Source organism: uncultured Agrococcus sp. (assembly GCF_945915485.1).
Lineage (GTDB): Bacteria > Actinomycetota > Actinomycetes > Actinomycetales > Microbacteriaceae > Agrococcus.
The window spans coordinates 1-13,745 of the sequence record NZ_CAMEFJ010000023.1 but is presented as its reverse complement, the minus strand read 5'-3'; the positions used below and the strand labels follow the sequence as shown (position 1 = coordinate 13,745).

Here is a 13,745-nt window from a genome sequence, read left to right as displayed (position 1 = left end):
GGGACTAGGGATGCAGCCGACGAAGAGCCTCGAGGGCCACTTCGTCATTCTAGGCTCCCTGCGCGTCGCGGTCTATTGCAATGGCGGAACCGGTCAAGACGGTTTTCGGGCGGCGCGGCCAACGTCAGTGCCGGCAGACCGGGCCCTTTGCGTTGTGAGCAGGCCCAGTCGACGGGCTTCCAGCAGCGCAGAGGCTCGATCGTGCACGCCGAGCTTCGCGTACACGGCGACCGCTTGTTTCTTCACCGTGTTGACGGAGACGGTCAATGATCTCGCGATATCGACGAGCGTGGCGTATTCGGTCATCGCTTGCAGTACCGTGAGTTCCCGGCCGGTCAGCGTCACGAGTTCGCCGCTCTCCGGGTACGGTGCTCTGGTACTCGTGATGCGTTCGTATTCGGCCCCGGTGAACGATCCTTCGGCCATCCCGGCCAACCTAATCAGCGCCGGTCTCGGCATGCTCGCGAAGGGACTGAGCGTGCCGATGTCCCTCGCCAGCAACCGTCCTCGCTCGAACGCTGTGAGGGCTGCGGTGAGGTCGTCCATTGCTAATGACGTCGCCGCTTCGAGCAGGAGCAGCTCTACCCGGTCGCGGATCACTGTGCGGGCATCCCAGATCGCGCTCGTGGCGAGAGCCCGTACTTCTGTGTAGTTTCCTGCTATGTAGAGGATTCGTGCTCTCAGAAGTACAAGTTCGTCACCGGCATCGGCGATGAGCAACTGTGCACGCGTAAGCTCGCCTAGCGCGACCAGCAACTCCGCCAGGCTCCTCGTGACCAGCAGCTCATCTCTGCCGCCGGGTTCGATCGCGCCTTCGTGCAGCGAGGCGACTCTGAAAACTCGATCCATCATCGTCATGGGGTCGCCGAATAAGAGTGCGTGCTGAGTGCGCACCCAAGTCAGGATGGCCCACTCTTCGACCCTGTCCGCTTCAACCCCCGTCAGCTCGATCGCCTCCGGTTCCCCGTCCAACCGATCGAGAGCGAACACCGCCTCGGTAAGCCGCCCTGCAACGGCGATCACATCGTGCATCCAGTGCTGTCCCGTTCGCATGCGACGTGCGACGCCCAAGTGCCGCAGAGCGGCGGCCGCGTCCCCCGAGAACGCTTGGATGATGCTCAGCTGATAGGAGGCCGCGGCAACGAGAAAGTCAACGCTGCCGCGTTCTGCCGATTCGATGGCGCGTTCGAACAACTGCACCGCCTGCCGTCCCCGCAGTGCGGCGAACGCCGACAGGCCCCACTGGAATTCGAACCACGCGCGATCCGCCGGAGCGATCGCGGGAGCCTCCATGAGGAGACGTTCGCTGTGGGTTTCGGCGAGTTCGAGCGCACGCTCAGGACGACCGCGCGCCCTCCACGCGATGATTCTCGACACCACATCCTGAGTATTCCGAGCCGTTGCCTTCGACGTTTTCCGCTTCGGCTCGGTCCACCCCCAGCCAGCGAGGGCGTAGTTCGCGATCGAGCGGGCATGCTCTCTCGATGCGAGCCCGGCACGCATGGCGGCTACAACGGGTCTTGCGGCGCGGAGGCTGGGAAAGTCGGCGAGGGCCGCTTCGGGCATGTCCGAGTAGGCGCGGACGGTCTCCCGCGGGTGGTTGCCGGTCAGGAGCAGCGCGTGCTGCGTCCACGCTCGGGCGAGCAGCATCCAGTCCTCAGCGGCGCGCGCGTGGGCGATCATGTCGCCTACGCGGTGAGCCTCTCCGCGATTGAAGAGCCACCGTCCGAGCATACGGTGCGTTTGCGCTGCTTCTTCGGGGTATTCGCTTTCGAACATGGTCCGCAGGACCTGCCTGACCAGCACCGGGAGCTGCCAGCGCTCCTCGGCGCCTGTCACGCTGACGGACTCGAGCAGGCCGTGGTCGACGAAATGCTCGAGCACGGATTGAGGCGTTGAAGCGGCAACGAGACCGGGCGTGTGCGGGCTGTCGATGAGTATCTTCTGGGCCATTTCAAGGCATACACAGCGCGGCAGGGCTAGCGTCATCGCCACGAGCAACGAGGCTTTGTCCGTGATCTCCGGCAGGACTTGTTCCCGGAGAAAGCCATGGGCGCCGACGAGGTCCACCGAGCTCCCTCGCAAGGGTCTCTCCAACGCGATTCGAGTCGGTGCCAGCCAGCCTCCGATGTTGTTCCACAATTGGTCGCTCTGCGCGGCGGTGAGACTGTGACCCCAGGCTTCGGCGAATTCCGAGAGCGATGCTCTCGTAGCGTTCAGATGGCCTCCTGTCAGCAGGGTCGACTCGATACGTCGAGCACGTGCGTGACGCTTGATGGGATGGACATGCCGAGAGCAGATCAGCAGGTGCAGGTCGGAGCGTCCTATCAGCCGATCGCACAAGCCCTCGAGCAGATCAGGGTCCGTGAGGAAGTGAGCGTCGTCGACGACCGCAATCGTTCGATGACCGGCACTCGCAGGCATCTGCTGATCGATGGTGTCGAGCAGCTTCCGTGGCTGCGGTGCGTCGCCGGGATTGAACCACATGACGCTGTCGCCTTCCGCCCGGCGGTGATTCGCCCATTGCATCGCGAGGCTGGTCTTTCCGATGCCGGAGAGGCCGCGTAGCTCGATCAGTGGTGTGAGCGCGTCGAGTCTTGAAAGGAGTTCCGGCCGCTGCACGAGCCGTCCGGAGATGCGCGGGAGTGTGGTTCGATCGAGCTTGCCGCTGGAGTGGCGCAAGATCGTTACCTCCTGCTGCAGAAGTAGATGTTCGAGACGGGTGCGCGCTGGGATGGGCGCGAGAGCGCGCGGCCCCGGAACCGGTCCCGCAGGGGGTAGACCGGTTCCGGGACGCGCGATCGGTTACAGCAGCTCGTCCAGCGTGGCGTCCTCGAAGTCCGGACCCATCGCCTTGAAGCTCCGGCGGGATGCCACGAGTGCAGCACCGCCGGCCAGGCTGAGCATCGCCAGCACGATCACCGCGATCGGGACCGCGCCACCGGTCCTCGGCAGATCAGCTGTCGGAGGCTCCGGCACTTCGTGACTGGTGCACAGCGGTGACTCCGGCGCGCAGACCGGCTCCTCCCCGGTGATGGCTACGACGTTGGCAAGAGCGCGGTCGCCCTGGTCCTCGTAGTCCTTCACGGTGACGGAGTAGGTCACCGTCGTCACCTCACCGGACGGGATCGCACCCGTTATGCGAATGGTGTCGCCTTCCACGGTGGCCGTGAGGTAGCCGTTGGAAACCACCGGGCTGCCGACCAGATCAGCATCGTCGAGCACATCGGCCATGTGGTCGGTGTAGTCGACATCCACCGCTGCCGCATCGGGATTGATGGACCGGTTGACGAAGGTCAGCGTGTACTCGATCTCGTCACCCGGGTTCACTTCCGTGCCGGACTCGGGATCGCTGGTCTTCGCCGCGTCCACGTCGGAGACATGGTGCACGGTGCAGTCCGCGCGCTCGCCGTCGACCGGGATGCACTCCTCGGACGGCTCTTCACCCTCGTGCACCAGGAAGTTGCCCAGCCGATCGTCACCGCGCTCGCCGTCCGGTCTGATCGTGACCGTGTACGAGACAGTAGCGATCTCTCCCGGTTCCAGCGTTCCCGTCACCGTGAAACGACCGTCGACGATCTCCGTAACGTCCAGGTTGTCGCTGGATGCTGTGGGCTGAACGGTCACATCGCCGTCATCGAGCACCCCATCCAGCACGTCGTCCCTGGCGAAGTCCACGGGAGCATTGCCGATGTTCTCGAAATGCAGCGTGTAGGTCACCCCATCGCCGGGTCGGAGCGTGGTACCCGACGCCGGGTCGGCGGTCTTCCATTCATCCAGCTCCCCTGCCGGGTGCTCGGTGCAGGAAACACCCGCGTCCTCGCACCCTGGGTTGGGGTGATCGGTCTTAGCGACCACGTTCCCGAGCCGATTGTCACCGCGCTCACCGTCCGGGTTGACAGTGACCGCGTAGGTGACGGTAACCGTCTGCCCGGCCTCAAGGCTGCCGGTGACCCGGATGGCTCCGTCCTCTCCCGAAGTTGGAACCAGTGTCGGATCGCTCGACACTGGAGCGCTAGTGAGCGCTGCGTCGTCGAGCACACCGGTCAGGTCGTCGGTGAAGTCGACATCCCCCGCGGTCTCACCGGTATTGGTGAACGTGAGAGTGTAAACAACTTCGTCACCGGCTTGAACATCCGCTCCCGATTCGGGATCCGAGGTCTTCGTCACGGAGACGTTCGGCAGCGGCGTGCTGGTGCAGTTCGGGTCATCCGCGTCGCACTGCGCAGGAGGCTCACCAGAGTCGGAGGGGACGAGGAAGTTGTCCGCGGAGTTGTTGCCGCGTTCGGTTTCCTCCTTCAACGTCACCTCGTAGGTCACGGTGACCGTCTCGCCCGCCGCCAGCTCGCCCGTGATGGCGAACCGGTCGTCTGCCACCTCGGACACCGTAAGGGCGTCATCGGAGGCTTCCGGAGCGGTTGTCAGATCGGCGTCGTCGAGAACATCGGCGAGGTAGTCGATGTGGTCGACCGAGACGGGGCCCTCACCCTGGTTGTCGAACGTGAGCGTGTAGGTCAGCACGGTTCCAGCGCCCACCGGGTCGCTGTCGGCCGAGACCGACTTGTCCGTCAGCAGACGACCGATCGTGGTGACCGTGCAGTCCGGGTTCTCACCAACTTGGGGCTGGCACACGGGATCCTCCGGCGGAATCGGCGGATTCTCGGGGTCGTTCTGCAGCAGGAAGTTCGCCGCTATGTCATCGCCGCGATCCTCATCGGGCTTCACCGTCACCTGATAGGTGACCGTGTGAGTCTCGCCAGGAGGCACGGCGCCGGTGATCTGGATGCGGTTTCCGTCGCGCACCACGTTCAGCCCGTCAGGGCTGAACGGTTCGCTTGTGATGTCCGCATCGTCGGTCACGTGCGTGAGGTCGTCGATGGCGTCAACCGTTGCAGCCGCCTGACCATCGTTCTCGAAGAAGAGCGTGTAGGTCAGGACGCTGCCTGCCTTCACGGGACTGTCGTCGGAGGCGACTTCCTTCCACTGGCTCAGGCCGGATCCGGGAACCGAGACCTCGTCGCAGGCATCGGTACCGGGAGCGGCTTCCTCCTCGGGCACGCACGCCAGGTTCGTCAGGATCTTGTCGCCGTCGCCCGTATACGTCGCCGTGTAGGTGATCGTCGCCGATTCGCCTGCTCCGAGCGCGCCCTCCCATGACAGGTGCGGCTCTTCGAAGTTGACCTCACCGATATCGGAGGAGGCGTCGTCGTTGTAGACGGCGTCGTCGAGCACGTCGGACAGGTCATCGATGAACGATGCGGGGGCGTCTTCCGTGTAGACGCCCGGGCCGGCATTCATCACGGTGACGGTGTACTCGACGCTCTCGCCAATGGCCGGCAGATCGGTACGGTCGGCGGTCTTGTCGATCACGAGCCGCGGCAGGAGAGTCTCCTCGGCTGCGCACGGTTCGCCGGTTTGCGGGTCCCGACCGTTCTCGTCCGCGGGGTCGCACGCCGGCGGCTCCGATACGTTCGGGTCCCGCGGCTCCCAGGCCACGTTGCGGACTTCGCCGTCACCGCCGGATGCGAGGGTGACCGTGTACGTGAGCTGCACGCTCTCGCCGACCGGAAGTGCGCCTTCCCACGCCAGCAGAGGCGATGAGAACGACACATCCCCCGGACGATCCGCAGCAGCGTCACCGTTGTACTCGGCATCGTCCAGGACACCGGACAGGTCGTCGAAGACCACTGCCGGATCCTCAGCTGTGAAGTCAGCGCTGCCGGTGTTGGTGGCGGTCACCGTGTAGGTCACGGTGTCACCGATACGGCTGTTCTCGTCGGCGTCCGAAGTCTTGTCGATATCGAGGCAGGTGCCTGCGAGCGTCAGGCTCTGCGTAATGTCGACCGGGCTGAAGGCCCAGTGATCGATCGCCAGCATGTTGCCCCAGGGGTTGCTTCCGGAATTGTCCCAGCGATGGACGCCGCCTTCGCTGTCAACGCCGGCTGTGGCGTCGAGAGGCGAAGTGGTCGATGTCTTGCCGGAGGTCGAGACCTGTGTGTCGTCCCAGTACAGCACGGTGTTGCCGGGCGATTGGCCCTGCAGCTGCGTGACTTCAATGCCGCCGCTGAGGCCCTCCACGTCACCCAGGACGAGGTGGACTTCGTCGGCACGATCGATCGCGACCTCCGCGTTCACCGGGGAGCATACATCCACGGGATCGCCCTGACCATCGAGGCCGTCCCATTCGTAGCTGTGCTGGCCTGTGGTCCCACCCAGCGAGACCATCCGGTCCCGTGGCCCGTCGAAGGTGCCATCGCCGTCGATGTCGATGCGCAGTTCGTAGGCTCCCGTGAAGTTCTGGAGCGAGAACTCGAAGGCGCCCTCCCAGCTGTCGGACGCAGCCGGTGTGAACGATAGGTTCTCGATGCCCGGACCGACCACGTCGGGAAGAATCCAGAGCTCGCCTCGCGCCGAAGTCGCGGAAGTGGGCAGACCGCTATCCGGCTCCTCGAAGAAGATGAGATACGGGTCACCGCACTCCGGCCCCGCCTGGTTGTAGGCGGTCGAATTGGTCTCCATTTCCGTCGTCCGGTAGATGGGCGTGCAGGAGTCGCCGTCGACGATGCCGAACGCGCTGCTGTCGATCGCCCATCCGCCTCCTGTGAATCCCCGCAGGTTCACGCCGTGGACGGCTCCGAACTCGTTTACGGTCCAGAACGCGATGTCGTAGTCGGTTGATCCTCCCGCGTCGTAAGCCATGTAGATATCGGTCCACACCCGCCCCGCAAGATCCGCGCCGGCCGCATCGTACACACCTATATCGAACGTGAAACGGCTCGACGAAGACGTGCGAGCATACGTACCCTGATTCGGATTGGTCAGCGGAATCTCTTCGATGATCCAGATTCCCGCCGGACCGCTCAGTTCCTCCTCGTCGCACAAGGTGCCCGAGCCGCTGCCGGCCGAGATAACGCAGTCCATGTGCACGTTACCCTCGGGGTCGGTGACGATGAACTGCACGTCGGAACCGGATCCGCTGTGGTTGTGGCTCTTGACGAAGCTGACATCGAGTGTCTCGCCTTCGGCCACGTACGCGAAGAACGTATTCCCGCCGACTGTGACGCTGTTCGGAGGTGACGTAGTCGCTGCCGCAGGAGTCGGTGAGATCGATGTCAGTACTGCGACCGTGCTCACCAGGAATGCGAAGACGAGCATCGCGGCAGCGGGCTTGCGAGTGCTGGCGGCGAGGGAACCGCTGCTGCTGCGCATCCCCGAGCTGAACGAAAAGAAGTTCAGGAGACGTCCGAAGCGCTTTCCCCTCCCCTCTGGACTGAGTGATTCCGGGCTATATTGCGACCCAGGTGGATGCTTCAAGACGGCTTCCCCGTTCTTTCGTGTGAGCCGCGACAGCGGCTGCATGCGGTACAAGGTGGTCCTACAGCCAGCGGGGAGTCATCTACAGCGGACGCGCCATCGAAGGCTTTCGGCTTTCAGATGTAAGTTTCATCGGCCGGGTTCCGATAGAGAATCGAATTCGCGCGATTTGGTCCGCGAGTTGGTCCTCCTCGGAACGACCGGCGTTCGCCTCCCAGGGCGATGCTGCGGACGGCACGAACCCGGTCGCGTCGAGCCCGGACCGCGAGCTCAGCGATTGACCTCGCTTGCGAGTACCTCGACGATGCGGCTGATCTCGTCACTGCCGAGGGGTTCCGCGAGCGTGAAGCGCAGCGCGGTCTGCGCGAGTTCCTCGCTCATGCCCATCGCTAGCAGCGTCGGCGATGCGTCGTCGCGGCCGGCGGCGCACGCAGACCCGGATGAGGTCTGGAACCCGGCGGCATCCAGCGCGACAAGTAATGATTCGCCGCTGACTCCTTCGAATACGAACGACGCGTGGCCCGGTAGTCGCTCCTCCGCGTGCCCCGTCAGCCTCGCCCGCGGCATCCCGGTCGTCACTCGTTGCACCAGGGCATCCCTGCTCTGCATGAGTGTCAGCGCCCGCGTGCCGACGTTCGCGGTTGTCGCTTCGACCGCCGCCGCGAATCCCGCGATCGCAAGCAGGTTCTCGGTGCCCGAGCGCGCTCCCCGCTCCTGCCCTCCCCCGTGCAGCACCGGCTCGAGGGCGAGATGCCGTCGCACGAGCAGAGCACCTGCCCCGTGCGGACCGCCGAACTTATGGGATGCGACGGTGACGGCGTCGACGGCGCCTCCGGGCCATGCCCCCTCCCGTCCCGTATCGAACGAGAGCGGCAACGACGCTGCCGCCTGAACAGCATCGGTGTGCATCCGTACGCCTCGGGTGCGCACCGCACGCGCGATCTCGGCGATCGGCTGTACCGTGCCGATCTCGGCATTCGCAAGGCCGATGCTGACGAGGGTAGTGTCGTCGCGCACTGCGTCGGCCACGGACCGCGCATCGATGCGGCCATCGGTGCCGACGGCGAGTTCGGTCACTTCGAAGTCGTGTGTGCGCTCGAGGAATCTGCAGCTCTCGAGCACGGACGGATGCTCGATAGCGCTCGTGACGACGTGCCTGCCCCGCGGTTCCGCCAGCGCCGGGCCCAGGATCGCGAGGTTATTCGCCTCCGTGCCGCCGGAGGTGAAAACGACCTCCTCGGCGGTCGCTCCGAGCGATCTCGCAATCGTCGACCGCGCCTCCTCCAGTCGTTCTCTTGCCGCGTGACCGGCGGAGTGGACGCTGGAGGGATTCCCGAACCCCGCGTCCAGGACCTCGAGCATCGCCTCACGTGCCTTCTGTCGCAATGGCGCGGTCGCAGCGGCATCGAGGTATCCGTGCCGAAGCCGTTTCACCGAGGAGGCTCCGCTATCCATGGCCATCGACCGCGTCCAGGCCGAGATCGAGTGCTCGGGCGCCGTGTGTGAGCTGTCCGACGGAGATGACGTCGACGCCCGTTGCCGCGATGTCACGAACCGTGGCGAGGTCGATGCCTCCGCTCGCCTCGCAGACCGCTCTCCCTCCCACGACCCCAACGGCGGCCTTGAGGTCTGCGAGCTCGAAATTGTCCAGGAGAATTCCCGTGACGTTCGCCTTCGCGACCGCTTCGACCTGATCGAGGCGATCGACCTCCACGATGATCGCCGTCGTGTGCCCCACTCGATCCCGCAGTGCGTGCAGCGCCGCAGTCGTCGTCGCATCGTCGTTGGCACCCAACGCTGCCAGATGGTTGTCTTTCACCATGACGGCATCGGAGAGGCTGAACCGATGGTTCATGCCACCGCCCGCCCGCACCGCGTGCTTCTCGAAGACCCTCAGACCCGGCGTCGTCTTGCGTGTATCGGCGATGCGCGCACGGCTACCGGCCACGGAACTGACGAACCGGTCGGTCAACGTCGCGATACCGCTGAGACGCTGGCTGAAGTTCAGCGCAACGCGTTCAGCGGTCAGGATGCCGCGAGCGGGCCCGGAGATCTCAGCGAGGACATCGCCGGAGTCGAACCGAGCGCCATCGTCCACGAGCGCGTTCACGGCAATCCGCGGATCGGCCTGCCTGAAGGCTTCTCGCACGAGCATCCCTCCCGCAAAGACACCGCGCTCGCGTGCAACGAGTCGCGCCGCCAGATTTGCCTCGGCCGGAATCGCAAGTTCGGCCGTGACATCACCCCATGGCGCATCTTCTGCGAGCGCCGCGCGAACAGCGTCCTCAACGGATCGCGTGGTCAACATGTGCTTGCCTTTCTTCCGCGCTGCTGTTGTTCGCGGAGCCAGCCGAGTCCCGCATCTAGCGCCGCGAGCGCACACGAGAGACCGGCTGTGCCCGATCCGATGACCAGGATCACGGTCGTGCCGCGAGCATCCGCTCGAGGGCGACCCGTGAATCCTGCGCAACCGCATCCGGCACGGTGATGCGGTTCGGAGTTTCACCGGCAAGCAGCGACTCGAGCGTCCAGGCGAGGTACGCGGGATGAATGCGGTACATCGTCGAGCACGGGCATACGACGGGGTCGAGGCAGAACACCGTGAGGTCCGGGCGCTCGGACTGCAGCCGGTTCACGAGGTTGATCTCGGTGCCGATCGCGAGCACCGAGCCGGGCTCCGCGGCTTCGATCTCACGCCGGATGTACTCGGTCGAGCCGCTCCCATCCGCGGCTTCGACAACCGCGGCCGGGCATTCCGGGTGCACGATCACTCGCGCACCCGGATACTCCGCCCTGGCCTTCTCGATCTGCGCGACGGTGAACCGCTTGTGCACTGAGCAGAACCCGTTCCAGAGAATCACGCGGGCATCCCGTAGCTGCTCGACGGTGTTCCCACCGAGCGGCAGGCGCGGCCGCCACAACGGCATCTGCTCCTCGGTCACGCCCATCGACTTCGCCGTATTACGGCCCAGATGCTGATCGGGGAAGAACACGACCCGCTGCCCGCGCTCGAACGCCCACTCGAGCACGGTACGGGCGTTCGAAGACGTGCAGACGATGCCGCCGTTCCGACCGCAGAACGCTTTGATGGCGGCCGAGGAGTTCATGTAGGTCACCGGGATGACCGGTTGCGATTCGCCCTCCGCCTCGTCCGCGAGCGCCTCGTGCAGTTGCCGCCAGCAGTCTTCCACCTGTTCGATCGTCGCCATGTCGGCCATGGAGCAGCCGGCGGCGAGGTTCGGCAGGATGACCGCCTGGTCTGGGTCGGAGAGGATGTCCGCCGTCTCGGCCATGAAGTGCACGCCGCAGAAGACGAACGCTTCGGCCTCCGGATGCTGTTTGGCCGCCTGCGCGAGCATGAAGGAATCACCAACGAAGTCGGCGTGCTGCACGACCTCATCGCGCTGGTAGAAGTGGCCGAGGATGCGCACGCGCTCACCCAGTGCCTCCCGTGATTCTGTTATCCATCGCTTCAGCTCCGCTTCGCTCGCGTTCGTGTAGCGCTCTGGCAACGCACCCTGTCGCGGAGCGTCGCCGGGTATCCGGTCTTCGACGGATGCCCCCGGCCCATAGCCCGGCTCCCGATCGATCGCCCACGGGTCGCGCACGAGCCCTGTGTCGCAATTCGAGATCCCGGTGGCGCGCAGTGCGAGCGCGCGTCTCGGGCCGGCGGCCTCCTGCTCGGCATCGGCGGCGCTGCGGATGAGTTCGTGCACGCTCGTCACGGGGTGCTCCTTTGTTCGTAGTCGGGGCCCGCTCTGAAGCGATACAGACGCGCAGGGCGGAATGGTGTGCCCTTCTGGGTTTCGCCGGTGTCGACGAGGCGCCCCTGTGCGAGCGCCTGACGACGGAAGTTCGCAGGATCGACGCGTTGGCCGAGCACGGCTTCGTGCACCTGCCGCAGTTGGCCGAGGGTAAAGGTTTCACCCAGGAATCGGTACGCGACCGTCGAGTAGCCCGTCTTGAGACGCAATCGCTGCAGCGCGTAGTCGACGATGTCTGCGTGATCGAATGCGAGCGGCGGCAACGAGTCGGCGGAGAACCAGGCGACGTTCTGATCTTTGAGGGAACCCCGGCATTCTGGTGCGTCATCGTCCTGGGCACTGTAGAGCGCCCAGTAGGCGATCGTGACTACCCGCTGCGCCTCGGCCGATCGTTCGAGACCGCCAAAGGAGTACAGCTGCTCGAGATACCCGGGTTCTCGCCCCACGGAGGCGAGTAGGTTGCGCAACGCCGTGTCGATGAGCGTCTCGTTCCACTCGATCGGGCCTCCCGGCAGCGCCCATGTGCCCTCGAAAGGCGGGCGCGTACGGCGCACGAGCGGGATCCAGATCGTCACCGCATCGCTGTCCTGGTCCTGTACGAACTCACCGGCGCCGTCTCCGACGAATGCTCCGGCGGGCGGGTGCAGAGCAAACACGACCGTAGAGACGGCCACGGCAGGTGGCGCCTGGCGACGCTCACTAGCGCTCATGCGCGAATAGTGCACGTGTTCACCCCCACTCTTGGGGTTCGTCGCAATCTCTGCACAATCCGGATACTCCCGCTACATCAGCCAACGCATCTACTTAAAGTCGTTCTGACCATAAGCAAGCCTACCCCGTGTCGTGCGGTTACCCAAACCGGGAGCGCGAGCCTCGTGTGAGCTTGGGCTGACGAGCATACGAGACCCTTGCCAGATGGTTTTTACGGGTTCAGACGTCGTCTCGACCCATAAAAATCGTCTCGAACCGCAGCTTCCCTTCGGGAGCAGCACCCCCATCCGCGCAATCGTTCAGGAGGTGGCCGTGTCGCCGAGTTTCCACTTCGACGCAGCGTGCTGCTGCGCGCGGAACTCGGCGAAACGCCCACCGGCCACCACGAGTTCGTCGAACGTGCCGCCCTCTACGACCTGCCCCTCATCGAGGAACACGACGCGATCGGCAGCACGGATGCTGGAGAGGCGATGCGCGACGATCACCCGAGTGCGCATCATGGCGCCCTGGAATCCGCGCTTCGCCATCGGGCGCTCCTCTCGGGCACCCGGAGAAGCAACCTGGCAGCGCCCAGGTTAGCAACCCTAACTAGTTGCATATGAACACCGGAGTGAGGTTGCAATGGTGCGCTACGTCAAGTCGTCGAAGTCACCGCGAACCCAGGCGATGTGCCGCTTCGCTGCATCCTGCACCAGCTCGTCCGCTCGGCCTGTGATGGCGTTGCCGAAATTCGACCAGATCTGCGTGAACTTCAGGCTCGCGAACCCATCGGCAATTCGTTGCGTGACGGCTCCGGACAGCGGGATCTTGTTCGGATAGCTGCGCAGGAAGGCTACAGTGCGTCGGTCGGGATTCACCATGACGGTGTCTCCCGCCAACACGATTCCGGCACCCTCGGCCGCATTCGCCCAGTGCACGATCGCACTGCCTGGGAAGTGCCCGCCGAGCGTCAGCAATTCCAGTCCGTCAGCGAGGCGCAGTCGCCCATCCCACTCGCGCTGCACGGGGTCCCGACGCTGCACCCAGCCCGTATCTGCCGCATGAATCAGCACCGGCGCCCCGCCGAGCGCTCTCGACCAGGTGACCTGCGCTCCGTACATGTGCGGATGGCTGGCCACGATCGCGAGCGTCGGGCCGAGAGAACGGATGAAGTCGACGGTTCCGCCGTCGACAAGACCGATCGGATCCCACAGCAGCAGTCCGCGGTCCGTTCGCACCACCTGCATGGTCTGCCCGATACCGACGTTGACGGCGGTCACTCCCCACTGTTCGGAACCCAGCTGCTCGGCATGCACCTCGCTGATCTGCGCCAGCTCAGCCTGCGTGACCCAGGCCTGCCCTGTCGCCGGAACATACTGACGTTCGTCGTCGCAGATCGCGCAGCGAGCGGGCAAGACCGATCGGTCGAATCCGAATTCGACGGCGCAAGTCGCGCAGCTGATGAGCTCTGGTTCGAATGCGGTTAGAGCCATGTGGTTCTCCCCCCGTTGTCAGTTATCCCGCCCGACTGCGAACCTGCCGGGCCCGTGCGACGCCATCAGGATTCGACGGCATCGAGTTTCCCGAGTAGCCATCGGGCGCCTTCGACGGATGCCCCCAGGGCTCGAACACGATCGCCGAGTGCTCGATCGCTCGTGACGACGGTGACGGCCCTGCCCGTCTCGACGAGTTCCGCGGTCTCCCGGACGATCGTGTCATCGCCCGATTCCGGTGCCGAGATCGCGTGCACCGCGTCAGACACCTGCTCGATACCACGAGCCTTCCCCTCTACGACGAGACTCAACTCGGGGTACCAGCGACCTTCCGGCAGCTCGAGTGCGGTCGCGTCCAGCCCGTGCTCCGCGAGCCCTTGGAGCCGATCACGCAAACGCTCGGTAGCTCCGGTCCTGTCCTTCCACCAGCCGTCGGGGACCGCTCCGACGACATTGGCCGCGTCGACGATGATGGTGGGACGTT

8 protein-coding genes and 1 pseudogene are annotated in these 13,745 nt (G+C 65.0%); all 9 read right to left on the bottom strand.

The window, feature by feature from the left end; all coding sequences use genetic code 11:
* Window positions 1-93 precede the first annotated feature (93 nt).
* On the bottom strand, window positions 94-2,682 hold the full coding sequence (locus Q0O95_RS05930) for a LuxR C-terminal-related transcriptional regulator (protein WP_293696353.1): 2,589 nt from the start codon (window positions 2,680-2,682) through the stop codon (window positions 94-96).
* Between the two features lie 123 nt (window positions 2,683-2,805).
* Window positions 2,806-7,209 carry a hypothetical protein gene (locus Q0O95_RS05925; RefSeq protein WP_293696351.1) on the bottom strand — a complete coding sequence of 1,468 codons (4,404 nt, stop codon included), beginning with the start codon at window positions 7,207-7,209 and terminating at the stop codon, window positions 2,806-2,808.
* A gap of 375 nt (window positions 7,210-7,584) precedes the next feature.
* Entirely contained in the window at window positions 7,585-8,748 is a 1,164-nt protein-coding gene (locus tag Q0O95_RS05920) for a cysteine desulfurase family protein (protein ID WP_293696349.1), read from the bottom strand.
* A gap of 13 nt (window positions 8,749-8,761) precedes the next feature.
* A complete protein-coding gene (nadC, locus tag Q0O95_RS05915; protein ID WP_293696347.1) occupies window positions 8,762-9,622 on the bottom strand; it encodes a carboxylating nicotinate-nucleotide diphosphorylase in 861 nt (286 codons plus the stop codon).
* Between the two features lie 109 nt (window positions 9,623-9,731).
* Entirely contained in the window at window positions 9,732-11,039 is a 1,308-nt protein-coding gene (gene nadA / locus Q0O95_RS05910; protein WP_293696345.1) for a quinolinate synthase NadA, read from the bottom strand.
* Complete coding sequence (locus tag Q0O95_RS05905; protein WP_293696343.1) at window positions 11,036-11,788, bottom strand: NUDIX domain-containing protein; 753 nt, start codon at window positions 11,786-11,788, stop codon at window positions 11,036-11,038. Before Q0O95_RS05905 ends, nadA begins: the two co-directional genes overlap by 4 nt.
* A 300-nt stretch (window positions 11,789-12,088) precedes the next feature.
* On the bottom strand, window positions 12,089-12,316 hold the full coding sequence (locus Q0O95_RS05900) for a hypothetical protein (RefSeq protein WP_366516451.1): 228 nt from the start codon (window positions 12,314-12,316) through the stop codon (window positions 12,089-12,091).
* A 102-nt stretch (window positions 12,317-12,418) separates the two neighbouring features.
* The gene (locus tag Q0O95_RS05895; RefSeq protein WP_293696341.1) at window positions 12,419-13,261 is read right to left on the bottom strand and encodes a hydrolase; all 843 of its coding nucleotides are present in this window, start codon (window positions 13,259-13,261) and stop codon (window positions 12,419-12,421) included.
* 65 nt (window positions 13,262-13,326) lie between these two features.
* A pseudogene (locus Q0O95_RS05890) lies at window positions 13,327-13,745 on the bottom strand (NYN domain-containing protein); the annotation flags it as partial.

Excerpts from the sequence above, each read along its gene's own strand:
- Q0O95_RS05925 (WP_293696351.1), bottom strand. The coding sequence starts at position 7,209 with ATGCGCAGCAGCAGCGGTTCCCTCGCCGCCAGCACTCGCAAGCCCGCT.
- Q0O95_RS05895 (WP_293696341.1), bottom strand. The coding sequence starts at position 13,261 with ATGGCTCTAACCGCATTCGAACCAGAGCTCATCAGCTGCGCGACTTGC.
- Q0O95_RS05905 (WP_293696343.1), bottom strand. The coding sequence starts at position 11,788 with ATGAGCGCTAGTGAGCGTCGCCAGGCGCCACCTGCCGTGGCCGTCTCT.
- nadC (WP_293696347.1), bottom strand. The coding sequence starts at position 9,622 with ATGTTGACCACGCGATCCGTTGAGGACGCTGTTCGCGCGGCGCTCGCA.
- Q0O95_RS05900 (WP_366516451.1), bottom strand. The coding sequence starts at position 12,316 with ATGGCGAAGCGCGGATTCCAGGGCGCCATGATGCGCACTCGGGTGATC.